At 67.7% G+C, this 22,562-nt stretch carries 25 protein-coding genes and 1 tRNA gene; 11 read left to right on the top strand and 15 right to left on the bottom strand.

The genetic code is table 11. From position 1 onward, the window contains the following. Position 1 precedes the first annotated feature (1 nt). The 3 genes from QGN30_RS25250 to QGN30_RS25240 form a co-directional block, all read right to left on the bottom strand. Entirely contained in the window at positions 2 to 1,564 is a 1,563-nt protein-coding gene (locus QGN30_RS25250) for an LCP family protein (protein WP_248923365.1), read from the bottom strand. A gap of 340 nt (positions 1,565 to 1,904) precedes the next feature. Next, positions 1,905 to 2,285, bottom strand: a complete 381-nt coding sequence (locus QGN30_RS25245; protein ID WP_009955871.1) for a hypothetical protein — start codon at positions 2,283 to 2,285, stop codon at positions 1,905 to 1,907. A gap of 17 nt (positions 2,286 to 2,302) precedes the next feature. Next, positions 2,303 to 2,545, bottom strand: coding sequence for a hypothetical protein (locus tag QGN30_RS25240; protein WP_009955870.1), 243 nt, complete (start codon positions 2,543 to 2,545; stop codon positions 2,303 to 2,305). Positions 2,546 to 2,922: 377 nt separating this feature from the next. Between QGN30_RS25240 and QGN30_RS25235 the strand changes: the two genes are divergently transcribed. After that, positions 2,923 to 3,120, top strand: a complete 198-nt coding sequence (locus QGN30_RS25235; RefSeq protein ID WP_008263776.1) for a hypothetical protein — start codon at positions 2,923 to 2,925, stop codon at positions 3,118 to 3,120. On the opposite strand, the gene QGN30_RS25230 is transcribed toward QGN30_RS25235, so the two are convergent. After that, positions 3,117 to 4,607: an amidase gene (locus tag QGN30_RS25230; RefSeq protein ID WP_009955868.1), complete on the bottom strand. Its 1,491-nt coding sequence runs from the start codon at positions 4,605 to 4,607 to the stop codon at positions 3,117 to 3,119. The two genes, QGN30_RS25235 and QGN30_RS25230, sit on opposite strands and share 4 nt — an antisense overlap. Before the next feature lie 120 nt (positions 4,608 to 4,727). On the opposite strand from QGN30_RS25230, the gene QGN30_RS25225 reads away from it, so the two are divergent. The 4 genes from QGN30_RS25225 to QGN30_RS25210 all read left to right on the top strand — a co-directional run bounded on the left by QGN30_RS25225 (position 4,728) and on the right by QGN30_RS25210 (position 8,029). Then, positions 4,728 to 5,603 (top strand): alpha/beta fold hydrolase, encoded by an 876-nt coding sequence (locus QGN30_RS25225; protein WP_029385077.1) that lies wholly within the window; start codon positions 4,728 to 4,730, stop codon positions 5,601 to 5,603. An 88-nt stretch (positions 5,604 to 5,691) separates the two neighbouring features. Next, positions 5,692 to 6,360, top strand: coding sequence for a S1 family peptidase (locus QGN30_RS25220; protein WP_014710883.1), 669 nt, complete (start codon positions 5,692 to 5,694; stop codon positions 6,358 to 6,360). 85 nt (positions 6,361 to 6,445) lie between these two features. Then, positions 6,446 to 6,916, top strand: a complete 471-nt coding sequence (locus QGN30_RS25215; protein ID WP_014379063.1) for a lipoprotein LpqH — start codon at positions 6,446 to 6,448, stop codon at positions 6,914 to 6,916. Positions 6,917 to 6,955: 39 nt separating this feature from the next. Beyond that, positions 6,956 to 8,029, top strand: a complete 1,074-nt coding sequence (locus tag QGN30_RS25210; protein WP_041798340.1) for an MAP_0585 family protein — start codon at positions 6,956 to 6,958, stop codon at positions 8,027 to 8,029. Between the two features lie 7 nt (positions 8,030 to 8,036). Here QGN30_RS25210 and QGN30_RS25205 read toward each other — a convergent pair whose 3' ends face one another. Further along, entirely contained in the window at positions 8,037 to 8,930 is an 894-nt protein-coding gene (locus QGN30_RS25205; RefSeq protein ID WP_179293401.1) for a lytic transglycosylase domain-containing protein, read from the bottom strand. A gap of 163 nt (positions 8,931 to 9,093) precedes the next feature. On the opposite strand from QGN30_RS25205, the gene QGN30_RS25200 reads away from it, so the two are divergent. From QGN30_RS25200 to QGN30_RS25190, 3 genes are all read left to right on the top strand, one after another. Next, on the top strand, positions 9,094 to 9,876 hold the full coding sequence (locus QGN30_RS25200) for a DUF732 domain-containing protein (RefSeq protein ID WP_014381772.1): 783 nt from the start codon (positions 9,094 to 9,096) through the stop codon (positions 9,874 to 9,876). A gap of 85 nt (positions 9,877 to 9,961) precedes the next feature. Further along, entirely contained in the window at positions 9,962 to 10,210 is a 249-nt protein-coding gene (locus QGN30_RS25195) for a hypothetical protein (RefSeq protein ID WP_009951978.1), read from the top strand. 149 nt (positions 10,211 to 10,359) lie between these two features. Continuing rightward, positions 10,360 to 10,435, top strand: a tRNA-Thr gene (locus QGN30_RS25190). 151 nt (positions 10,436 to 10,586) lie between these two features. Here the strand turns inward: QGN30_RS25190 and QGN30_RS25185 are convergent. Then, positions 10,587 to 11,303, bottom strand: a complete 717-nt coding sequence (locus QGN30_RS25185; RefSeq protein WP_008263798.1) for a hypothetical protein — start codon at positions 11,301 to 11,303, stop codon at positions 10,587 to 10,589. Between the two features lie 158 nt (positions 11,304 to 11,461). On the opposite strand from QGN30_RS25185, the gene phoP reads away from it, so the two are divergent. Then, complete coding sequence (phoP, locus tag QGN30_RS25180; RefSeq protein ID WP_008263800.1) at positions 11,462 to 12,181, top strand: two-component system response regulator PhoP; 720 nt, start codon at positions 11,462 to 11,464, stop codon at positions 12,179 to 12,181. Between the two features lie 40 nt (positions 12,182 to 12,221). Further along, the gene (locus tag QGN30_RS25175; RefSeq protein ID WP_326565994.1) at positions 12,222 to 13,664 is read left to right on the top strand and encodes a sensor histidine kinase; all 1,443 of its coding nucleotides are present in this window, start codon (positions 12,222 to 12,224) and stop codon (positions 13,662 to 13,664) included. On the opposite strand, the gene QGN30_RS25170 is transcribed toward QGN30_RS25175, so the two are convergent. From QGN30_RS25170 to QGN30_RS25130, 9 genes are all read right to left on the bottom strand, one after another. Further along, positions 13,652 to 14,056 (bottom strand): HIT family protein, encoded by a 405-nt coding sequence (locus QGN30_RS25170; RefSeq protein WP_009951974.1) that lies wholly within the window; start codon positions 14,054 to 14,056, stop codon positions 13,652 to 13,654. The genes QGN30_RS25175 and QGN30_RS25170 overlap by 13 nt on opposite strands. Before the next feature lie 6 nt (positions 14,057 to 14,062). Further along, positions 14,063 to 14,500 (bottom strand): ketosteroid isomerase family protein, encoded by a 438-nt coding sequence (locus tag QGN30_RS25165; RefSeq protein WP_009951973.1) that lies wholly within the window; start codon positions 14,498 to 14,500, stop codon positions 14,063 to 14,065. Between the two features lie 188 nt (positions 14,501 to 14,688). Continuing rightward, positions 14,689 to 15,816 carry an NDMA-dependent alcohol dehydrogenase gene (locus tag QGN30_RS25160; protein WP_008263811.1) on the bottom strand — a complete coding sequence of 376 codons (1,128 nt, stop codon included), beginning with the start codon at positions 15,814 to 15,816 and terminating at the stop codon, positions 14,689 to 14,691. A 200-nt stretch (positions 15,817 to 16,016) separates the two neighbouring features. Next, complete coding sequence (locus QGN30_RS25155; protein WP_008263812.1) at positions 16,017 to 16,556, bottom strand: hypothetical protein; 540 nt, start codon at positions 16,554 to 16,556, stop codon at positions 16,017 to 16,019. Positions 16,557 to 16,558: 2 nt separating this feature from the next. Next, entirely contained in the window at positions 16,559 to 16,768 is a 210-nt protein-coding gene (locus QGN30_RS25150; protein WP_008263814.1) for a ferredoxin, read from the bottom strand. 12 nt (positions 16,769 to 16,780) lie between these two features. Next, on the bottom strand, positions 16,781 to 18,133 hold the full coding sequence (locus QGN30_RS25145) for a cytochrome P450 (RefSeq protein ID WP_014379070.1): 1,353 nt from the start codon (positions 18,131 to 18,133) through the stop codon (positions 16,781 to 16,783). Positions 18,134 to 18,191: 58 nt separating this feature from the next. Then, positions 18,192 to 19,019 (bottom strand): SDR family oxidoreductase, encoded by an 828-nt coding sequence (locus QGN30_RS25140; RefSeq protein WP_014379071.1) that lies wholly within the window; start codon positions 19,017 to 19,019, stop codon positions 18,192 to 18,194. Further along, positions 19,020 to 20,237, bottom strand: a complete 1,218-nt coding sequence (locus tag QGN30_RS25135; RefSeq protein WP_014379072.1) for a cytochrome P450 — start codon at positions 20,235 to 20,237, stop codon at positions 19,020 to 19,022. It abuts the gene before it with no gap. A 3-nt stretch (positions 20,238 to 20,240) separates the two neighbouring features. Beyond that, entirely contained in the window at positions 20,241 to 20,879 is a 639-nt protein-coding gene (locus tag QGN30_RS25130; protein ID WP_009951967.1) for a TetR/AcrR family transcriptional regulator, read from the bottom strand. Between the two features lie 210 nt (positions 20,880 to 21,089). On the opposite strand from QGN30_RS25130, the gene QGN30_RS25125 reads away from it, so the two are divergent. Continuing rightward, on the top strand, positions 21,090 to 22,559 hold the full coding sequence (locus QGN30_RS25125; RefSeq protein ID WP_248923366.1) for an aldehyde dehydrogenase: 1,470 nt from the start codon (positions 21,090 to 21,092) through the stop codon (positions 22,557 to 22,559). Positions 22,560 to 22,562 lie beyond the last annotated feature (3 nt).

Here is a 22,562-nt window from a genome sequence, read left to right as displayed (position 1 = left end):
CCTAGTTGACGCAGGGCACGCCGCCGCCGTCGATCGGCTTTCCCTGATCGGGCGTCGGGTACGTCGTGGTGGTGCCGTTGTAGTAGTAGGTCTTGGCCTTGGTCGACGTGGTGGTGGTGCTGGTGCTCGTGACGTCGTCCATCTGGGTCTCGTCCGGCGTGGGAATCGAGAAGTTGGTGTCCACCGTCACCCGGATGTGGCCGGGCTGGACGCCGGGGCTGGGCTGGTTGGGAGCGTCGAGGCCCAGCATGGTGGCCAGGTTGCGCGCATCGCTCTGCGCGCCGGCGCCGTACGCGATCGAGCTGGTGGTCGGCTCGCCGGACTCGCGGTCCCGGACCTGGCCCGGGGTGTAGCCCTTCTTCTTCAGCGCGCGTGATACCTCGGTGGCAAGCCCGCTCATGCTGCCCGAGTTGACCACGTCGACGACGGTGGACGGATCGGGCTTGACGGCCGTGGTGGTGGGCGCGGTGGTCGGTGCGTCGGTGCCGATCGCCGCCGCCACCTCGGCCTTGATCGCGGCCGGGTCGACGATGTTGACGTCCTGGCCATCGATGTTGTCGTAGCGCACCACCGGTAGCGTCCGGAATTCCAGGTTGCCCCCGGCGAGCCCGCCGAGCCGTTGGATCATGTCGTCATTCCAGCCGGAGGAGAGCACCACGTCCTTGCGCGCCACCGCCATCAGGTTCTTGAGCTTGTCGATGTTGGTGAAGGTGCCCGCGGCCTGCAGCTCCTGCATGACCGACGAGATGAACGCCTGCTGCCGATGGGTGCGGTCCAGGTCGCCGTTCTCCAGGCCGTGCCGCTGCCGGACGAACGACAGCGCCTCGGACGCGTCCAGTCGCTGGCGCCCGGCCGGGAAGTCGGCGCCGGAATACGAGTCGTAGACGGCGTGGTTCAGGCACACCTCGACGCCACCCAGCGTCTGCGCCAGATCGTAGAAACCGGCCAGGTTGACCTCGGCGAAATAGTCGATCGGCACCCCGGTCAGGCTGCGCACCGCGCGCAGGGTCGCCGCCCGCCCGGCCTCGCGGCCCTTGGTCTCGAGCTCCTTCTGACTACTCGTCCCCTGGTTGGCCAGCTTTTGCGCGACGTACTGCTTGGTCAGCCCGTAGGCCTCTTTGATCTTGATGTGGTTGTATCCCGGGACCCCGGTGAACGGCACCCAGTCGTCGCGCGGGATCGAGAACGCGACCACTTTGTTGTCGGCGCTGACGTGCACGAGGATCAGCGTGTTGGTGTTGTAGCCGCCGTCGTCGGAATCACCCGCGTGCAGGTGCTTGAGGATCGAATACGGCAGGTCGTTGCCGTCCTGATCTTTGCGCGAGTCCAGGCCGATCAGCAGGATGTTCATGTTGTCGCCGCTGGACCGCGGATCGTCGGGCTGCAGGGCGTTGGAAACGGTGATGCCGCCCAGCGCGCCGTGCGCCACGTAGTACCCGGCGCCGGTCAGCCCGACGGCCGCCACGGAAACCAGCGCGCCGAGGGTGCGCGTCAGCCCTTTGCGGAATCGAGAGGGCTGACGGACGGCTCGATGACGGCGATGGGCGCCGCCCGAGCGGGCCATCACAAACCTCTGCCCACACCCAGCGCATCACCGGGCCCCGCAACGGCGGTTAGCGGCGATGTCGCTTCGAGCATGGTGACAAGTATGCGTTAGCCAGCTGTGAAGGCCCCAATCGAGAGCGCCCGCCGGCGGCCGCCGTCACCGGAATCAGCGGGCCCGCTCGGCGCGATTCGCGGTCGCGATCGCCGATCTACCTGCCTGTTTTGGTCGGGCGGTGCCGGTGTGCGCCCCGGATGACCCCCGCCCGGTCTCGAGCGCGAGACGGATCGAGCCGAACTTGTTACCGCACGGATATCGGGCACCGCACCGACCGCCCGGGACCGGCAGCAAACCGTCGCCGTCAGCAGTACAGGTACTCGATGCGCCATCGACCGTCGACGTAGTCGGCGCGGTATTGGCCGCCCAGCGCCGGGTTGGAATCGTGGATGAGGCCAGATCCGCCGACTCCCGGCGTGAAGCCCGGCGGATCCCACGCGATGGACACCGGGTGGGGCGGCATGGTCGGCGTGCATCCGACCTGCTTCTTGACGTAGCCGTCGATGATCGCACGCTCGGCGGCGGCCTGGTCACCGCCGTCGGCCGCGGGGGCGTTGGTGCACAACGCATTTGCGCTACAGGGGCGTTGGCCCACGGCGGCGAGTGCCGGCGCGTTCGGGTGCAGCATGGCCGCTGCGAGCACCCCGACGGCCGCCGTGATCCGGGCAGTTGCGCCGATGCGCATGTCGTCTCCCTGCAGTGCTATCGGGCTTTGACCAGGTCCTCGCCCGCGGAGTAAAAGAGCGTGATGTTGGTGCCCGTGACGATTTCAGCGAGGTAGACGCCCGCCGGTTCGACCTCGTAGTAGTAGTGGGTGTTGCCCTCGTTGTCCAGCGTCGACGCGCACGGGTAGCCCGGCGCCCCGCACCGTTGCTTGATCGGTATCGCGAAGACGGCGAGCAACACGACGACGGCGATTCCGATGCCGAGCGGGACTTTCTTCACTGCCGACCTCGTTTGCGCCAGATCTACCACGGTTGGAGTGTAAGCGGCCGGGCCGCCCCCGGCACCCGGTGCGCCGCGGGCGTTTTTCCAGCCCGGCAGCGTTTGGAGGCCCGGGTGCGGCGGGTACGCGGGTTTGAGCCGATTGAAGGACTGAGCATGAGCGATACGGACCTCAGGCCGCCTTCGGCGAAGCGGCCAGGCGATTCAGAGCCACCCGAGCCGGGGACACCGGGCGAGACGCCGGAGCGGCTCACGCCCACCGAACCGCCCGAACGGCTCACGCCGACCGAACCGCCGGAGCGCTTGACGCCATCGGAACCGCCCGAGCGTCAAATTCCGGAATGACAAACGCGACCGAGCAGGATCGGAGGACAGACATGCGCGCCGAGGAAGGCGACGAATCGGTCAAGGACTACGCGAAGGAAGGCCGGGAAACCCTGGGCCGCATCAAAGCTTCCCAACATGCGGGGGGCCGGCTGGGTGACATCGCCCGTCGGTTTGCCGGGTTGTGGCGGGGTCAGCGCGGCCAGCAGGGCACCGAGCCGCCAGCTGAAACCTCTGACGGCGGCGGCTAATTCGTGCCCGGGGCCGGGTATCGGTGAGCCCACGGGTTCGCCTCTTCGAGTTGGGCGGCCAACTGGAGGAGCTCGCCGTCGGCGCCCAGCTTCCCGACGAACTGAACACCGAGCGGAAGGCCGTTCTGCGTCCAATGCAGTGGGACGCTGATCGCTGGGCGCCCGGTGAGGTTGGCCAGCTGCGTGTAGGGCACCCAGCCCAGGCTCTCCTGGATGAGGTCGTCGAGAATTCCGCTGAGCCCCATGAGTTTTCCCGCGCGTAGCCTGCTGATCACTCGGGCCGCGCGCTGCAACACCGCCGACGTCGCGGTGGCACCCACCTCCAGGGGCGGGGTCGCCAGAGTGGGGGTCAGGAAGTAGTCGTAGGCGCCGTGAAACTCGGCCAGGGACTGGATGTAGTTGTTCCTGTTTTCCAGCGCGGACATGACCGCCAGGACACCACCGGATCGGCCGAGTTCGCTGACGGCCAACGTGTCGGCCTCAAAGTCGCTGTCGCGGGCGCCGGTTCGCCGCTTGATGTCGGCGACCTGGTGGTGAAGCTGTGCGAACCAGATGGTCAGGAAGTCACGGCCCAGTGCGGCGTCATCGTACGGCGGCGCGACCTCGTCGACCTGATGGCCCAATTCGCCCAGGAGCACCGCCGTCTTCTCGACCGCGGCGACGGCCTCGGCGCTGGGCCGCGGGTTGATCGCCGAGCGCGCCGAGTACCCGATTTTCAACCGCTCCGGACGACGCTTCACGAGCTCGCTGAATGGCTTGTGGGGCAACGCAACTCGGTAAGCGGAACCCGGATGGTGCCCGACGATCGCGTCGTAGAGCGCGGCACTGTCGCGCACGGTGCGCGACACCACCCCCTGGGTCGCCATCCCCAACAGCATCTCGCCGGTCTGCGGGCCGTAGGGAGCCAAGCCCCGGCTGGGCTTGAGGCCGACGAGTCCGCTGCAGGCGGCGGGGATTCGGATCGACCCGCCACCGTCGTTGGCTCCGGCGGCCGGAACGATGCCGGCGGCCACCGCCGCACCGGATCCGCCCGACGAGCCGCCTGGTGTGTGCCGGATGTTCCACGGGTTGCGGGCTGGGCCCCAATAGTCGGGTTCCGTGACACCCTTGGCGCCGAATTCGGGCGTATTGGTCATCCCGAAAATCACCAGGCCCGCGTCCAGAAACCGCTGCGTGATCAGCGCGTGCCGGTCGGCCACCTCATTGGCCAGCGAGCGCGATCCGCACGACGTGGGAAAGCCGCGGTACTCCTGGCCCAGGTCTTTGAGCAGGAAGGGAACGCCGGCGAACGGGCCCTTCAGGCTCGGATCGGCGGCCCGGGCGTCGGCGACAGTGTCGAGGCGACGGACGATGGCGTTCAAGTGCGGGTTCACCGCGTCCGCTCGTTGCCGCGCCAACGTGAGCAGTTCGGCCGGGGTGACCTGCTTGCGCTCGACCAGCTCGGCCAAGGAGGTCGCATCCAGCGACATGTACTCGTCGAGATGCATGCCTTCTCCTTCGCTTCGGTCCGTCGCTGCGGCGCCGCCCGCCCTCTAAATTGACGCCGCTGCACACCAGTGGCGTCAAGCGAGCGCGGGCGCCGGTTGCGGGCGCCTTAGTATCACCTGGTGCCCACGGCAGCTGAACCGTTTACGATCCGGGGTCCCGGTGGGGTCCAGATCGTCGCCGACCGACTCGGGGATCCTCATGCGCGCGCGGTGGTGTTCCTGCATGGCGGCGGTCAGACGCGCCGTTCGTGGGGCAAGGCCGCTGCCGCGGTCGCCGCGCGGGGGTGGCAGGCCGTCACCGTCGACCTGCGCGGCCACGGCGAATCGGACTGGTCGGACGACGGCGACTATCGCGTCGTCAGTTTCGCCGGCGACGTCCAAGAGGTGCTGCGCACGCTGCCTCCGCGACCGGTGCTGGTCGGTGCCTCGCTGGGCGGGTTCACATCGATGCTGCTCGCCGGGGAGCTGTCCCCGGGCATCGCGAGCGCGGTCGTGTTGGTCGACATTGTCCCGAACATGGACCAGTCCGGGGCGAACCGGATCCATGCCTTCATGGCCGAGCGGGTGGAATCGGGGTTCGGCTCACTGGACGAAGTCGCCGACGCGATCGCCGAGTACAACCCGCATCGGCCGCGACCGACCGATCTGGACGGCCTGACCACCAACCTGCGTCGCCGCGGCGACCGCTGGTATTGGCACTGGGATCCGCAATTCATCAGCGGCACAGCGGCATTCCCGCCGTTCGAGGTCACCGACCCCGATCGGATGCACGCGGCCGTGGAGGCGATCCTGCGCGGCGGGGTGCCGATGCTCCTGGTGCGCGGGCAGATGAGCGACCTCGTCAGCCAGGAGCGCGCCGACGAATTCCTGGCGCGTTTTCCCCAAGTCGAATTCACCGATGTCCGCGGCGCGGGACACATGGTCGCCGGTGATCGCAACGACATCTTCGCTGGCGCCGTGCTGGACTTCCTTGCCCGGCACGTCGACGCCGGATGAACCGGCCGCGCGGAACCGGCTGGCCGCCAGCGCATTCGAGGCGAGTGGCGCTGTTACTATCTGCCCGGCACAAACGGAGGGGGACGGCGTGAACATGCCGTGGTTGCGGGGGCTGGGACTCGTTGGGGCCGTGCTGGTGGCCGCGACGACGCTGGCGAAAACCGCTGCGGCGGCGCCGCCGCCGGCCCTGCCGTCGCCGCCCCCGGCACCGGGCATGGGAGTCGATCATGAATCCGGCAGGTGCACAGCGGGTTTCGCGGCACAGGGCGCCGACGGCAGCTACTACCTGATGACCAGCGGGCACTGCGACTCGCACGATGGCGCGGAGTGGACGTACGGCAACGATGCTCCGCTCGGCAAGATCTCGGCCAGCGAGCATGAAGGGGTCAAGCGGGACGCCGCGATCATCCGCCTCGAGCCGAGCATCGGCATGCCGGTGGGCGACATAGCCGGCAGGTATCAGGTTCGGGATGTGTTGAGCCACGCGCAGATTCAACCCGGTATGCCGTTCTGCAAGATCGGTGCGGTGACGGGTGAGACGTGCGGCGCCATCAAAGGCATCGACGGTGACGTGGTCGAAGCAAGCGTGTTCAGCCTGGACGGCGACAGCGGCAGTCCCGGCTTCGTGATGAATCCCGACGGCACCGTGAGCGCCGTCGGTCTGTTGATGTCCTCGCCCGACGGTGACGACTACACGACCTATTTCATGCTGATCAATCCGCTGCTGGACAGGTGGGGCCTGCGTGTTCTCCCGTGAGTGTCGTAGCGTTTGCAATTCTGACGTACCGGGTACCGACGCCATGGTGAAGCAGCGGAACCGGCGACACGAAGGGGAAGCAGTAGTGAAGCGTGGGATCGTAGCCGGCGTTGCCGGTGTGGCCCTGGTGATCGCGGCCGGCGCGGGGTGTTCGAGCAACAAGTCCGGTACGTCGCCGTCCGGCTCGTCTTCGCCGGCGGGTGCGGCAGGTCCGCTGGTGATCGTCGACGGCCAGAACCAGAACGTCAGCGGGCAGGTCACCTGCACCGCCGCGGGGGACAACACCAACATCGGCATCGGCGACCCCACCGCCGGGCTCGGCGCCGTGGTCAGCAATGGCAATCCGCCCCTGGTCCATTCGGTCGGGCTGGGCACCGTCAACGGGGTCGCGCTCGGTTTCTCCGACGCCGCGCCCAACCAGGGCGGCAGTGCCGGGGCCGCGGTAAACGGCAAGACGTGGGCGATCAAGGGCACCGCTACGGGTGTCGACATGAGCAACCCGCAGCAACCGCAGCAGGTAACCAAGTCATTCGAGTTGGACGTCACCTGCCCGTAGCGCAGGCCATCGACACCCGAGGGGAACGCAGCTATGTCTATGAAACGTGTCGTCGGCGCTGCCGCGGTGGCCGCCGGCCTGAGCATCTCCATGGCCACCCTGAACGCCGGGACGGCCTACTCCGCGCCACTTGACCCGCCTCCGCCCTGCCCGGGCTGCCACGGCGGTGGCGGTGGTGGCGGCGGCGGGGGCGGCAACCCCGGCGGCCCGGGCGGCGCGCCGGGCGGCCCGGGTGGACAGCCCGGCGGCCACGGCGGTCAGCAGGGCGGGGGGAACACCCCGCCGCAGGGTGGGCAGAATGGTCCGCCGGCGCAGGGTGGCCAGAATGGTCCGCCGGCGCAAGGTGGGCAGAACGGTCCGCCGGCGCAAGGTGGGCAGAACGGCCCGCCGGCGCAGGGTGGGCAGAATGGTCCGCCGGCGCAGGGTGGCCAGAACGGTCCGCCGGCGCAGGGTGGCCAGAACGGTCCGCCGGCGCAGGGCGGCCAGAACGGCCCGCCGGCGCAGGGCGGCCAGAACGGCCCGCCGGCACAGGGCGGGCAGAACGCCCCGCAGCCGAATGAGCGCGGTCAATACCCGCCGCAGCCGGGGCAGAACACCCCGCCAAATGAGCCCGGTCAGAACCCGCCGCAGGGCGGGCAGACCAACGCCCCGGCGAACACGCAGAATCCGCCGGGGAACGAGCGGCAGCGGTACGCCTCGCTCAACCCCCCGAGCACGCAGCCGCCGCACCCGCCGTACATTCCGCCGCGCGGGGTGTATGCCAGCGGCAACGCCGAGATCGGCGGGCCGGTGGGTCTCGACACCGGCTTCAGCGTCGTGGGCCACGGGGCACCCCCGCCGCCGCGCCCGCACAACTACGGCTGGAACGACGGCCCGGCGCCGGGCCACCCGCCGCCGCACTGGGTGGGCCCGCCGCCCCCGGGGGGCTGGAACGGTCCGCCGCCTCCGGGTGGGTGGAACCGGCCGTGGGCCGGACCGCCGCGTGACGTGCTGGTGGCCCGGGCGGACTTCGGACCGTTCAACTACAACACCTTTACCGTCGTCCCGGTCTTCAACTGGCAGTACGGCGGTTGGGGTTACTGGTTCTTCGGTGTCTGGGTGCCCCTGTACTGAGCGCGTATTACTGCGGGTGGGCCGCCACGTAGTCCGCGGCCGGGATCGGTGACGACGCGTCGTAGCCGATGGGCAGCACGACGTCGCCCGCGGTGGTGCGGCAATAGACGTCCCACCGGTAGTACGCGGTGAACGTGGCCGGATCGGCCGCGATCAGCGCCGCGTATTGGTCGACCGCGCGCACGTATTCGCCGGCGTGGTTGTAGCCGTAGATGGCGCGATCCCGATCGTTGGCAAAGCCGTTGGCGGCCAGGTAGCGGCCCGCCGCCAGGATGCTGTCGCGCGGGGAGTGGATATCGCCGCCCTGTCCGTAACCGGCGAACGTCGACGGCAAGAACTGCATGGGGCCCTGTGCCCCGGCGGTGCTCGCGCCCACGATGCTGCCGAAACGGGTCTCGATGAAGTTGATTGCGGCCAGGTAGTTCCAGCCGACGCCGGATTCGGACTCCGCCTGGTGGTAGTCGCTGAGCAGCTCGTCGGCCGGGGCCGGCGGCTCGATGCGCCACGCCGGCAGGGTGTCTCGCACCGGGGTCAGCGCGATGAGTTGCCGACGGGCGTCGACGTTGCGGTCGTACACCTCGGCCAGCTCTGCCGGGATGCGCGGGCGCGTCGTCGCGTCCCATTCGGGATGGCGTGCGATGGCCCGGTAGGCCGCCTGCTCGCGGTGTGCCGCCGCCGTCAGCGTCGGCTCCGCGGTCCCCGGGTCGCGCAGGGCGCGCTCGTCGGCGACGAGGTCGTCGGCCAGCTGCACGGGATCCGCCGCCAGCGGCGGCTGCGCGCCGCCGGGCGTCCCGGAATCCACGGGCACCACCCGGGTCGGCGCCGCGGTGGCGGACGTCGTCGTGGCCGCCGGGGAGGCATTTTTGGGATGCGACGCCGAACAACCGGCGAGCGCGACCATGATCGCGGCGAGGACGAGCGGCGCGGCGCGTCGGTTACGGCCCACAGTGATCACATCCGTCCATCGCCTCGATCCCCCACGGCTCCGGCTGGTTCGCCTCACAGCGAGTCTGTCGCATCCGAGCGCGTGACATCAATGCCGATGAAGGCTCAAACTGGTTGATATGCGCGACCGCGAGACGATCGACTCAGAACTGCGGCGCATCGCCCTTGGGCGACGATCGATCCGCGAGCAGGGTGGCCAGCCGTCGTCCCAAGAGGTCGACGAACTGCTCGACGAGCTCCTGGCCCACAGCACCGGGGCGACGCTCGTGAACGCGCCCAGCGCCCCCGAAACCCCGGCGGTCGCCGCCGCCCGGCGCCGGCACGACACGGTCACGCTCCTGAGGCCCAGCGGCGTGCTGCGCCGGCTGGGCCTGGTGGCGGCGTTGCCGCTGTCACTGGTGGCGATCGCCGCCGCCGCGATCGCCATATTCGCCGTCCGCCACCAGGATTCATCGGCGCAGTCGACGGAAGCCCCGCCGCCGGCCGCGTCGTCACCCAGTCGACCGGTCGCGTCGCCACCCGCTCGCATGGCTCCCCCCGCACCCGCCCCGCGGATTGGCGTAGCCGACACGGCGTTCATCGCCGCGTTGAAGCACGAAGGCGTGCCGATTCCCAGCGAGGATTACGTGATGGCCCAGGGGCACGCCGTCTGCGACTTCCTGGCGCACCAACACAACTTTTCCGACGCGGTCGGGTTCGTGCAGCGATCGTCGATCTGGGACGCCGATCAAAGCACCCATGTCACCGCGGGCGCCATCGTCGCGTACTGCCCCCAGTCCCTACCCTCTGCCTCAAACGAGATGCAGCCGTCCTATCAGGATGCCCTCTCCGATTTGCAGGCCATCGAAGGAAAACTGCGGGACATCCAGGGAGATCTGGACAACCTTCCGGGCCACCCGTGAGCCGGACGGGACGCCATCCCGCGTCGGATCGAGACCCGTTGCCCTGCAGGGTGTTACCTCAACGCAGTGTGGAGCGCATGCAACCGTGACCCTGCTATTTCTGGTTCTGAAAGTCGCCCTGATCGCCTTCGTCGTCGGAGGCACCGTCGCTGTGATCACCCGCGGGGTCAGACGTTCACGCGCGAACAGACTGGATCCGCGGTGGAAGGGACCCGGTGGTCAACCCGGGTATGAGGCATCCGCTTTGGGCGCCATGCCCAACACGCCGCTTCCCGAATGGGCCTACTGGGGCGACGAGGAGGACGACGACCACGGCGATGGCAGGGCGTGTTGAGCGCGCCAACGCAGGATTGAGCGCTTACCAAAGCGCTCCGTTTCGCGGGCTCCCGCCCTACACCCGCACCTCCGCCGGCTCGAGTCGACGCGTAGCTCGGACGGCATCACCCCTGCCGTAGAATCGTCGTGGCTTGTCGAGCCACCCAGGCCGCGTTAGCTCAGTTGGTAGAGCGTCGCTCTTGTAAAGCGGATGTCGAGAGTTCGAGTCTCTCACGCGGCTCCATTCCTGTCGGTACTCACCGATAGCGTCGCCTTATGTCCACGGTTTGTCGCAGGTGCGGAGTCGATTTCGACGGCCGTCGGCGAAAGGTGTTCTGCACCAACGCATGCCAACAATCACACCGCCGACACTTACGGCGTAAAGGCCTAACCGGTCACTGGTCGGTGTCGATCACGCGCGCCGAGCGCACCGCCCGTGACGAGGGCCGCCGGCGCCCCGGCAGCGGGATCCGATCCGCGATGTTGCTCAGCGGGTTGACCACCATGGTGAGCGCGATGACGGCGTCTTGCAGGGTGGCGATGGCGGGCTCGAGCGCCTCCATCCCCGGGGTGAGCCGCGCCAGGGTGTCGGCGACGTCGGCGAGCTGGTCCAGCGGCCCGTGTTTGGCGGTCAGCTTGTCGACCAGGCCGCCTTCGCTGAGCAGGCGGTCGGCCAGCCCGTCCTCGGCCAGCAGGCGTTCGATCAATCCGTCCTCGGCGACCAGCTGATCGGCAAGCCCGCCCGGCTGCAGCGTGCGCTGCAAGGCGCCGCCCTCGGCGGTCAGCCGGTCGAGCAGGCCGCCCTCCGAGGTCAGCATGTCGACGACCCCACCCGGGCGGAGCAACCGATCGAGCGGCCCGTCCGGGGCCACCGCCCGACCCAGCGGGGCGTCGTCGTCGAGCAGCCTGGCCAGCCGGTTGGCGCGCACGAGCGCGTCGTCGAGACCCAGCATCGACGTCATCGGGTTGGTGCCGGCGGACCCGTTCTCGCCCAAAGCCCGCTTCGCCACGCCAACGGCCGCGCTTGCCACGCCCAGACCCGCATCCGCCGCGGCCAGACCGACCCGCGCGGGAGCGGTCGCCGCCGACACGATGCTTTTGGCGAGGTTCATTCTTCGAGTCTATGCACGGCGCGGCCTGCGAAAAGGCCGATCCGTCTCAAGGCAACGCGCCGATGCCTGGCAGACTACTAACAGACGGTTGACACTGAGCTTTCAGGAATCACACAATTTTTCCATAGGTAACTTCAAGTAAGGGACAGCAGCACCTGATGACATCGCCAACTCCCAGCGACACCAAACCGGAGGCCCGCGTCCTCGTGGTCGACGACGAGGCCAACATCGTCGAACTGCTCTCGGTCAGCTTGAAGTTCCAGGGCTTCGAGGTCTACACGGCAACCAATGGCGCCCAGGCGCTGGACCGGGCGCGCGAAGCCCGTCCCGATGCCGTCATCCTCGACGTGATGATGCCCGGCATGGACGGGTTCGGGGTGTTGCGACGGTTGCGGGCCGACGGCATCGACGCCCCCGCGCTGTTTTTGACGGCGCGGGATTCCTTGCAGGACAAGATCGCCGGCCTGACGCTGGGGGGCGACGACTATGTGACGAAGCCGTTCAGCCTCGAAGAGGTCGTCGCGCGGTTGCGGGTCATCCTGCGGCGCGCCGGCAAGGGCGGGGCCGAACCACGCAGCGCCCGACTGACTTTCGCCGATATCGAACTCGACGAAGAAACGCACGAGGTGTGGAAGGCCGGTCAGCCCGTGTCGCTGTCGCCGACCGAATTCACGCTGCTGCGTTACTTCGTGATCAACGCGGGCACGGTGTTGAGCAAACCGAAGATCCTCGACCACGTATGGCGCTACGACTTCGGGGGCGACGTGAACGTCGTCGAGTCCTACGTGTCGTACCTGCGGCGCAAGATCGACACCGGCGAGAAGCGCCTGCTGCACACGCTGCGCGGCGTGGGTTATGTGTTGCGGGAACCGCGCTGAGCGCGTGCGCGGTCGTCAACGGTAGCGAAGAATTGGGTAGATGGTCACTCAGCCTCGACGCGGATTGCCGCTCCGAATAGGGCTCGTCGCCGCCACCTTGTTGCTGGTCGCGTGCGGCCTGGCCGTTTCCGGTGTCGCGGTGACGTCGATCCTGCGGCACAGTCAGATCAGCCGCATCGACCAGACGCTGCTCGACGCATCCCACAGCTGGGCGCTGGCCCCGCGTCGTCGGTCACCGCCGCCGTACGAGGGCCCCGACCCGGGCCGGCCACCGTCGAAGTTCTACGTGCGCGGCGTCGGCACGGACGGCATCCCCTTCACCGCCATCAACGACCGCAACGCCGAACCGGCGCTCCCGGCCAACAACGACGTGGGTCCCAACCCGACGACGCTGCCCTCGGTGAATGGCTCGAACATCCATTGGCGGGCCGTATCGGTGCGCGGGCCACAGGGTTTGACGACCGTCGCGATCGACCTGTCCGACCTCCAGCACACTCTCCGCTCACTGGTCTGGCTGCAGGTCGCCATCGGGGTGGGGGTGCTGGTCCTGGTCGGGATCGCCAGCTTCGCCGTCGTCCAGCGCAGCCTGCGGCCGTTGGCCGAAGTCGAACGAACGGCCGCGGCCATCGCGTCCGGCCAGTTGGATCGCCGTGTCCCAGAACGGGATCCGCGCACCGAGGTGGGCCGGCTCTCGCTCGCCCTCAACGGAATGCTGGCGCAGATTCAGCAAGCGCTGGCGTCCTCGGAGTCCTCGGCCGAGAAGGCCCGCGGCTCCGAGGACCGGATGCGCCGCTTCATCACCGACGCCAGCCACGAGCTGCGCACCCCGCTGACCACCATCCGCGGTTTCGCCGAACTGTATCGCCAAGGCGCCGCCCGCGACGTCGCCATGTTGTTGTCGCGGATCGAGAGCGAGGCCTCCCGGATGGGTCTGCTGGTGGACGACCTGCTGCTGCTGGCCCGCCTCGACGTGCAACGACCGCTCGAGCACAACCGGGTGGACCTGCTGGCGCTGGCCAGCGACGCCGTGCACGACGCGCAGGCGATCGATCCGGGGCGAACCATCACCATGAAGGTCCTCGACGGCCCCGGCACGCCGGAGGTGCTCGGCGACGAAGCGCGCATCCGGCAGGTGCTGAGCAATCTGATCGCCAACGCCTTGCAGCACACCCCGGAAAGCGCCGACGTGACGGTGCGGGTCGGCACCGACGGCGACGACGCGGTCCTCGAAGTGGCGGACAAGGGCCCCGGCATGAGCGAGCAGGACGCGTCGCGGGTGTTCGAGCGTTTCTATCGCACCGACTCGTCGCGGGCGCGCGCGAGCGGCGGGACCGGCCTGGGCCTATCCATCGTGGAGTCGCTGGTGCGGGCGCACGGCGGTGTCGTCAGCGTGACCACGGCGCCGGGCGAGGGCTGCTGCTTCCGGGTGACGTTGCCGCGCATCAGTGACGTCCACGCGCAGCACGCGGTTCACGCCAACTGAGCCAGGGCCGCCTTGATCTTGGCCTGGGCCTCGTCCAGCGATTCCGGTGAAGGGTTGCGGTCCACGTTGGCGAAGCCGAAGTCGCTGAGGCTGCGGGTGGGGAAGACGTGCACATGCAGGTGCGGCACCTCCAGTCCGGCGATGATCAGGCCCGACCGTTCGGTCCTGAAGGCCTTGCAGACGGCCTTGCCGATCAACTGGCTCACGGCCATCACCCGGGCGAAGGCCGCGCCGTCGACGTCCTGCCAATTGTCGATCTCTTCGCGCGGCACGACGAGGGTGTGTCCCTGGGTCATCGGCTCGATCGTCAGGAACGCCACGACGTCGTCGTCCTCATAGACAAAGCGGCCGGGCAGTTCGCGGTTGATGATCTTGGTGAAGATCGACGCCATGGGCACTCACTCCTCCTTGCCGAACTGCATCATCTCCAGGTTCCAGTAGCCGCGCATGTTGGTGATCAACCCGGCGTCGTTGACCTTGTAGGTGAACACCCCGCGCACCGAACTGGTCAGGCCGCCCTCGAATTTGCTGTTGAGCACCAAGATGTGGGCGATCTCGTCGGGGGAGCTCGACGGGAAGGTCTCCTCGCAGGTGATGGAGAGCTGATTGGCCGCGATGTTGGTGTCGAAGAACGCGCCGACGGCCTCCTTGCCACGGACACCGGTGCCGTCGGGGTTGGTGACGGACTTGCCGATCGGGTCCTCGATGACGACGTCATCGGACATCAGCGCCAACCAGCCCGCCCGGTCGTGCGCCTGCACGCACCGCCACGAGGACTGCGACGCGGCCAGGGCCGGGGATGCCTGGGATTCTTGCGCGGCTGCGGCTTCGGTCATTTCTTCTCCTGTCACTAGTTTGCGCACCCGGTGCCTCGGAACGAGTCAACCCGATGGGCGTCCGTGAGCCGATTGCGTTGTGGCACAAGGAGGGAGCTCGACAGCACACCGCCATGGCGCCGGTTCGCCCCGGCGCCATGAGGTGGCGGAAAGCCGGTCACAGCAGACGCGGCTGATGACGGGTGGTTTTACCGGTCGGCGTCGGTGTAGCGGATGACTCCGCGAATGTTCTTGCCGTCCAGCATGTCCTGGTAGCCGTCGTTGATCTGCTCGAGCCGGTATTGGCGGGTGATCATGTCGTCCAGGTTCAGCTTGCCGGCCTTGTACATCGACAGCAGCTGCGGGATGTCGTACTGCGGGTTGCCGCCACCGAAGATGGTGCCCTGCAGGTTCTTCTGCATCAGGGTCAGCATCGCCAGGTTGAGGTTGACGTTGGTGTCCAGCAGGCTGCCGATGGCGGTCAGCACGCAGGTCCCGCCCTTTTGGGTGATGTTGAGGTAGTTGTCGACGTCGGCGCCCTGCAGCTCGCCCACGGTGACGACGACCTTGTGGGCCATCAGGCCGTAGGTGACCTCGGCCATGCCGGCCATCGCGGCCATGATGTCGGGGTAGACGTGGGTGGCACCGAACTTCAGCGCCTGGTCGCGCTTCCACTCCACCGGGTCGATCGCGAAGATGTAGCGCGCGCCCGCGTTGACCGCGCCCTGCAGCGCGGCCATGCCGACCCCGCCGACGCCGACGATGGCGACGTCTTGGCCCGGCCGGATGTCAGCGGTGCGGACCGACGACCCGTAGCCGGTGGTGACACCGCAGCCGACCAGCGCGGCGACCTCGAACGGGACCGACGGGTCGATCTTCACCACCGAGCTGCGGTGCACGACCATGTAGGGGGAGAACGTTCCCAGCAGCGTCATGGGGAAGACGTTCTGGCCGCGGGCCTGGATGCGGAAGGTCCCGTCGGACACCGCGGCGCCGCCCAGCAGGCCGGCTCCCAGGTCGCAGAGGTTGCGCATGCCGGCCTGACAGGTCGGACACTGCCCGCAGGACGGGATGAACGACAGCACCACGTGGTCACCCGGCGCGATGTCTTCCACGCCCGGCCCGACCTCGGTGACGATGCCGGCGCCCTCGTGACCGCCCAGCACCGGGAAACCGGCCATCGGGATACCCCCGGTGACCAGGTGATGGTCGGAGTGGCACATGCCCGCCGCTTCCATCTGGATCTTGACCTCATGCGCTTGCGGGTCGCCGATCTCGATTTCCTCGATGGACCAGGGCTGGTTGAACTCCCAGATCAGTGCGCCTTTTGTCTTCACGATGGTCCTGACCCCATTTCGCCTTTGGAATTGATCAGCGCTGACCGGCCCTTCATGCCGGCCAGCTAGGTGACGGATGCCACAGGCACCCTCGTCGCGTCAGCATAGCGCGTGCAACAAATCAAATGCTTGGTTGGCTCCCCGCGGCGATCGCAAGCCCGGCGTAGCCGGGGCGCAGCGGGTTGCCGGCATTGCTTCGGTCACCAGATGGGGACCGGTGCTTCGCCGAGCGGGTAGTAGCCGGGCAGCTTCTCGCCCGCGATGCTGCGTTCGATGCGCCGCTGCATGCCCTCGCTCAGGTCGCCGGACTCGATGAGCTTGCCGTACATGTACGCGACGTGTCCGAAGTCGAAGAAGTCGCGCTGCCACTCGATCAACAGGTCGTCGTTGAGCCGGAACCAGCTGCCGCCGATGCCGTAGATCTCGCCCTGGGTGCCGTCGGCCTTGTTGACGATCTGCTTCCAGAAGCCGACGATCTCGCCCTGCTTCTCGTCGATGAGCACCTTCTGGTACTCATACACCCAGTTCTCCAGGCCTTCCATCTCCAAACCCAAAGCGATGTCGCGGATCTCGTCGACGCCGACGCACATCACGTCTTCTTTGGGGCCGATGTTCCACCCGTAGGTCGCGTCTTTGGTATAGAAGTCCGCCAATGGCCGCCAGTCACCGGCCTTTTCGCAGTCCTTGTTGGCTTGCAGCCAGCGGTCGACCCATGCCTCGAGCTCTTCGCGTGACGCCACTGTCAATCTTCTTTCTCTTTGATGAGTAGTGCTTGTGTTGGGCACATCTCGACCGCGCGTTCGACTTCGTCGCGGGCGTCTTCGGGGGGCTCGGGGTCAAGGATCTCGACCTTGCCCCGCTTGGGCACCTGGAAGTAGTCGGGCGCCTCCAGTTCGCACATGGCGTGGCCCTGACACAAATCCAGATCGGCTTCGATTCGGAATCCGCCCATCGGACTTACTCCTTACGCGTTGCGCTTGCGGTAGCGGACCTTGGCCGGCCGGGCGAGCTGCACGACCATCTTCGAGTGATCGTTGTGATAGCTGTCCGCCGGTTGCGCCATCTCGAAGTCGTACTCGCGCAACAGCACCGAGAAGATCGCCTTGATCTGCATCTGGGCGAACGCGGCGCCCACGCAGCGGTGGCGACCCGCACCGAACGGAATCCAGGTCCACCGGTTGACGATGTCGGCCTGCTCGGGCTTGTTGTAGCGGTCGGGCCGAAACGCGTCGGGGTCGGGGAAGTCCTCGGGAATCCGGTTGGAGATCGCCGGGGACGCCGCGACGTAGTCGCCGTTGTGTATCGGGAAGCCCTCGACCTCGAACTCGCCCTTGGCCACCCGCATCAGGATGATCAGCGGTGGGTGCAGCCGCAGCGTCTCCTTGACCACGTTGTCCAGCTTCGGAATCGAGCGCAGCGCATGGAAACTCACCTCCTGGCCGTCGGCGTAGAGCTCCTCGAGCTCGGCCAGCACCTCGGCGTACACCTCGGGATGGCGGATCAGCTCGATCAACGTCCAGGCCGAGGTCCCCGAACTCGTGTGGTGCCCGGCGAACATCAGCGAGATGAACATGCCGGTGACCTCGTCGGCGGAGAACCGCAGATTGCCGTCCTCGTCCTTGATCGACACCAGCACGTCGAGCATGTCGCGATCGGCCTTGTCCTTCGGCGGGTTGGCCAGCCGCTGGTCCATGATCTCCTGAACCACCGCAACGAGTTTGACGCGGGCCTCGTCGCGGCGCCGGAAGCTGTCGATCGGCAGGTACGGATCGACGTAGCACAGCGGGTCGGTGCCGCGTTCCAGCTCGTGGTAGTACTCGGCGAACCGGTGGTCGAGCTGCTCGCGGAACTTCAAACCGATCAGGCAGGCCGTCGAGGTGTAGATCGTCAGCTCGGCGAAGAAGTCGAGGAGCTCGATCTCGCCCTCGTCGCCCCAGTCGGCGATCATCTTCTTGACTTCGCCCTCGATGGTGCTGGCGTGGCCCTTCATCTGCTCGCCGCGCAGCGCCGAGTTGTGCAGCATCTCCTTGCGCCGCTCGGGGCTGGCGTCGAACACCACGCCCTTACCGAAGATCGGCGTCATGAAGGGGTAGGCCTCGGCCTGATCCAGGTCTTCGTCGGCGGAGCGGAAGAAGAACTCGTTGGCGCCCGCGCCCGACAACAGGATGACGTGCTTTCCGGCCAGCTGGAACCAGCCGACGTCGCCGCACTCGTCACGGACGCGTTTCATCAAACCGATTGGGTCGGTGCGGAATTCCTCGAGGTGGCCGTGCTCCTCTTCACCGCCGGAAACCCGGGGCACGATCGCGGTGGTCATCTGCTCACTCCTCCTCGGCGCGCGATGCGCGCCGCATCGTCGATTCGCGAAGTGGTCGTCATTGTCCTGGCATCCCCTCTTCGCCGAGTGCGAGCTTCTGGCGATCTTTGTTGTCTGCTAACGGCGCCTCGGGCTGGAGCTCCATGTTGGCGACGAAGCCGCCCCGCGGCGTCTCCGCGACGAACGTAATCGCCCGCGCGAGATCGGACGCCCGCAGGAAGTAGTCGTGGCGGGCCTGCCCCCACTTGGCCCAATCTTCCAGTGCGGGACCGATCTTCTCGGCGGGCAGGCTCCACCCCATCGACGTCTTCGTCGGGCCGGGATGCACGATCGAGGCCCGCACGCCCGTGCCCTCGAGCTCCATCTGGAAGTTGGTGACCATCGCCACGAGCGCGGCCTTGGCCGCGCCGTAGGCCCCCATGTGCGGCCGCTGGCGCAGGGCGACATCGGAACCGACGAAGATCAGGTCGCCCCGCTGGCGCTCCAGCATGCCCGGCAGCACCGCGGCGGCCAGCCGGTTGGCGCCGACGAGGTGGATCTGCAGCTGGGACTCGAATTCGTCGGTGGTGATCTCGGCGAGCTTGCCGAAGTACGTGTCGCCCGCCCCGGCCACCAGCACCTCGATGTCGCCGAGCGCGTCGACCGACTGGGCCACAAAGGATTTCACCGAATTTGGATCGGTCACATCGAGGTGAAACCCGACCGCCTCGCCGCCGTCGGCGTTGATCTTGCCGACGATGTCGTCGAGCTTCTCGACCCGGCGTGCGCCCAGGGCGACCGGGAAGCCGTGCGCCGCGAGGTCGATGGCGGCGGCCTCCCCGATGCCGGAGGACGCGCCGGCCACGATGGCGGGCCGGCGTTCGGGCAGGGGCTCAAAGCGGGGCATTCAGCGGACCTCCACGCTCATTGGTAGGTGGGCGAATCCGCGGACATTGCTGGAGTGGACGCGGACGGCGTTGGCCTCGTCCACTTCATAGCCGCGGATTCGCTTGAACAACTCGGTGAGCGCCACCCGGGCTTCCATCCGCGCCAGATGCGCGCCCAGGCAGAAGTGTGCGCCGCTACCGAAACTCAATAGCTTGGGCCCGATTTCGCGCCCGATCACATAGTCGTCAGGGTGGTCGAAGACCCGCTCGTCACGATGGCCCGAACCGGGCAACAGCAACAGGACGTCGCCGTCGGGAATGGTGGTGTCGTAGAGGGTGAGCTCGCCGGACACGGTGCGGGCCAGGATCTGGCTGGAGGTGTCGTAGCGCAGGGTCTCCTCGACCCACAGCGGCACCCGGGACAGATCGTCGTAGACCGGAGTCAGCTGATCGGGGTTCTTATGACCCCAAAAGGCGGCGTTGGCAAGCAGTTTGGTGGTGGTCTCGTTTCCCGCGATCACCATCAGGAACATGAAGCCGAGCACCTCGTCGTCGGTGAGCCGGTCGCCGTCGATCTCGGCTTCCAGCAGCGCCGACGTCAGATCGTCCGTCAATTGCTCGCGCCGCTCGGCCACCATCTGTTGGTAGTAGACGATGAGGTTGAGGGAGGCCTCGACGGCCTCGGGCGGCACGTCGGTGACGCCCTCGTCGCGGTGCATCACCCCGTCGGCCCAGGCGCGGACCTGGTCTCGGTCCGGCTCGGGCACACCCATCAACTCGGAGATGACGTCCATGGGCAGCTTGCCGGCGAACTCGTCGACATAGTCGACGGTGCCGTTCTCCGCCTTGGCCAGCATCGTGTCGAGGTGCTGCGTGGCGATCTCGGTGACCCGGGGTTCGAGTTCGCGAATCCGGCGCGGGGTGAAGCCTTTTGAGACCAGCGTGCGCAGCCGCAGGTGGGCCGGATCGTCCATCGCGAGAAAGCTCATCGTCTTACTGGCGTGCGGGCCGCGCGACGCCGGATCCAGCGAGACGCCGTACTTGTTGGACAGCGTGGTGCTGTTGCGGAATCCCTGCAGCACGTCTTGGTGCCGGGACAGCGCCCAGAACTTCAGTTCTTCATTGCGATACAGCGGGGCGTCGTCGCGAAGACGCTTGTAGTACGGGTACGGATCCTCGTGGAAGTCGTAATCGTACGGATCGAGGACCAGCTCGTGGTCGCCAACGTGGACGGTCATCGCTTAGGTTCCTGCCTCTGTCTCTGGGCTGGTGTCTTTGGCGCCGGTCAGGATCAGCCGGACCACGTAGGCCAGCCGGTCGGCGATCTCGCGGTAGCTGAATTCGCCACTGCCGCCCTGGACCAGCGCGCCGAAAAAGGACATCTCCAGTGCGGACACGGTCGTGGGATCGGCGTTGGGGCCCATCGCGGATGTGATCCTGCGGTGGATCTCCACGCCGATGCGGTCGCGGGCGGCGCGCACCGCGGGGTCCGCCCCGCCGCTGAGCAAGGCCGTCGTGCAGGCGGCGCTGACTTCGGGCTCGTCGGCGACCACCAGGGCCAGATGGCGCAGCACCTGTTCCACCCTGCTGGGCATCGGGTCGTTGACGTCGGTGAAGTAGGGGACCTGCCGCACCAGGTCCAGGTAGACCTCGGCGATCAGGTGATTCTTCGACGAGAAGTAGGTGTAGGCGGTGGCGGGCGCCACCTTGGCGCGGGCCGCCACCGCGCGCACGGTCAGGTCGGCGTAGGACTTTTCGCGCAACGTTTCGATGCCGGCGGCCAATACTTTCCGGAAGGTCTCCTCTTGACGCCGGTTGCGCGGCGTCTGGCCGGTCTGACGGTCGGCGTCGGAGGTGATCGCCAGTGCATCGCTGGACACATGTCCAAGCTAGTGGATGGTGTCGGCGCGAAGCAAGTCCGTCCGGGAAACATTGTGGTTAATCTGCGGTTTTGGGGCGAGTATTCCAGCCGAACGGGATCCGCCCTTGCACCGCCGCTGGCCAGGAGACTATGGTTCGATCGGACGATATCGGACAACTGTCCACTAGATTGGCGTGCCGGGTTGACCGCGCACAGACAGGAGCGGGACATGGCCTTGCTGGCCGGCGGCGTGAGCGAACTCTTCATCGACGGCAAGATGTCGGCCGGGAGCGCCGGCACCTTTGCCACGGTCAACCCGGCGACCGAGGAAGTGCTCGGGGTCGCGGCCAACGCCGACGCCGCCGACATGGACCGCGCGATCGATGCCGCGCGGCGAGCCTTCGATGAGACGGACTGGTCGCGCAACACCGAATTGCGGGTGCGCTGCGTGCGGCAACTGCGCGAGGCGATGAAGCAGCACCTCGAAGAGCTGCGCGACCTGACCATCGCGGAAGTCGGGGCGCCGCGAATGCTCACCAGCATCGCCCAGCTCGAAGTCCCGGTCAACGACCTGGCGTTCGCCGCGGACACCGCCGAATCCTACGAGTACAACCAGGATCTCGGCGAGGCGTCGCCGATGGGCATCCCCACCAGGCGCACCATCGCGCGTGAGGCCGTCGGCGTCGTCGGCGCCATCACCCCGTGGAACTTTCCGCACCAGATCAACCTCGCCAAGATCGGGCCCGCCCTGGCCGCCGGAAACAGCGTCGTCCTCAAGCCGGCACCCGACACCCCCTGGTGCGCCGCCGTGCTGGGGGAACTCATCGCCGAGCACACCGACTTTCCGCCCGGCGTCATCAACATCGTCACCTCGGACGACCACGGTGTCGGCGCGTTGCTATCGAAAGACCCACGGGTGGACATGATTTCGTTCACCGGGTCGACGGCGACCGGGCGCAGCGTGATGGCCGACGGCGCGGCGACCATCAAGAAGGTCTTCCTCGAGCTGGGCGGCAAGTCGGCGTTCATCGTCCTCGACGACGCCGACCTCGGCGGCGCGGTGGGCGTGGCCGCGTTCTCGGTGTGCATGCACGCGGGGCAAGGCTGCGCGATCACCACCCGGCTGGTGGTGCCGCGGGAGAAGTACGACGAGGCCGTCTCCGTCGCGGCCGCGACGATGGGCGGCATCAAGGCCGGCGACCCCACCGACCCCGGAACCATCTGCGGGCCAGTGATTTCGGCGCGCCAGCGTGACCGGATACAGGGCTACCTCGACTCGGCGATCGCCGAGGGCGGGACGTTCGCCTGCGGAGGCGGCCGGCCGGCCGACCGCGAAGTCGGCTTCTTCATCGAGCCCACGGTGATCGCGGGGCTGGGCAACGACGCGCGCTGCGCGCGCGAGGAGATCTTCGGCCCGGTCCTGACGGTGATCCCGCACGACGGCGACGACGACGCCGTCCGCATCGCCAACGACTCGCCATACGGCCTATCGGGCACCGTGTTCGGCGCTGACCCCGACCGGGCGGCCCGGGTCGCCGCGCGCGTCCGCGCGGGCACGATCAATGTCAACGGCGGCGTGTGGTACTCGGCCGACGCGCCCTTCGGCGGTTACAAGCAGTCCGGAAACGGACGCGAGATGGGCCTGGCCGGTTTCGAGGAGTACCTGGAAACCAAAACCATTGCGACAGCGATTAACTAGAGG

The organism is Mycobacterium sp. 3-98, assembly GCF_035918355.1.
In the GTDB taxonomy this organism is placed as follows: Bacteria; Actinomycetota; Actinomycetes; order Mycobacteriales; family Mycobacteriaceae; genus Mycobacterium; species Mycobacterium intracellulare.
This window is presented reverse-complemented; position numbering and strand designations above follow the sequence as displayed.

Coding starts and splice junctions, on each gene's coding strand:
- QGN30_RS25250 (WP_248923365.1), bottom strand. CDS start 1,564: ATGGCCCGCTCGGGCGGCGCCCATCGCCGTCATCGAGCCGTCCGTCAG.
- QGN30_RS25245 (WP_009955871.1), bottom strand. CDS start 2,285: ATGCGCATCGGCGCAACTGCCCGGATCACGGCGGCCGTCGGGGTGCTC.
- QGN30_RS25235 (WP_008263776.1), top strand. CDS start 2,923: ATGCGCGCCGAGGAAGGCGACGAATCGGTCAAGGACTACGCGAAGGAA.
- QGN30_RS25230 (WP_009955868.1), bottom strand. CDS start 4,607: ATGCATCTCGACGAGTACATGTCGCTGGATGCGACCTCCTTGGCCGAG.
- QGN30_RS25210 (WP_041798340.1), top strand. CDS start 6,956: ATGAAACGTGTCGTCGGCGCTGCCGCGGTGGCCGCCGGCCTGAGCATC.
- QGN30_RS25205 (WP_179293401.1), bottom strand. CDS start 8,930: ATGGTCGCGCTCGCCGGTTGTTCGGCGTCGCATCCCAAAAATGCCTCC.
- QGN30_RS25200 (WP_014381772.1), top strand. CDS start 9,094: ATGCGCGACCGCGAGACGATCGACTCAGAACTGCGGCGCATCGCCCTT.
- QGN30_RS25185 (WP_008263798.1), bottom strand. CDS start 11,303: ATGAACCTCGCCAAAAGCATCGTGTCGGCGGCGACCGCTCCCGCGCGG.
- phoP (WP_008263800.1), top strand. CDS start 11,462: ATGACATCGCCAACTCCCAGCGACACCAAACCGGAGGCCCGCGTCCTC.
- QGN30_RS25175 (WP_326565994.1), top strand. CDS start 12,222: ATGGTCACTCAGCCTCGACGCGGATTGCCGCTCCGAATAGGGCTCGTC.
- QGN30_RS25170 (WP_009951974.1), bottom strand. CDS start 14,056: ATGGCGTCGATCTTCACCAAGATCATCAACCGCGAACTGCCCGGCCGC.
- QGN30_RS25165 (WP_009951973.1), bottom strand. CDS start 14,500: ATGACCGAAGCCGCAGCCGCGCAAGAATCCCAGGCATCCCCGGCCCTG.
- QGN30_RS25150 (WP_008263814.1), bottom strand. CDS start 16,768: ATGGGCGGATTCCGAATCGAAGCCGATCTGGATTTGTGTCAGGGCCAC.
- QGN30_RS25145 (WP_014379070.1), bottom strand. CDS start 18,133: ATGACCACCGCGATCGTGCCCCGGGTTTCCGGCGGTGAAGAGGAGCAC.
- QGN30_RS25140 (WP_014379071.1), bottom strand. CDS start 19,019: ATGCCCCGCTTTGAGCCCCTGCCCGAACGCCGGCCCGCCATCGTGGCC.
- QGN30_RS25135 (WP_014379072.1), bottom strand. CDS start 20,237: ATGACCGTCCACGTTGGCGACCACGAGCTGGTCCTCGATCCGTACGAT.
- QGN30_RS25125 (WP_248923366.1), top strand. CDS start 21,090: ATGGCCTTGCTGGCCGGCGGCGTGAGCGAACTCTTCATCGACGGCAAG.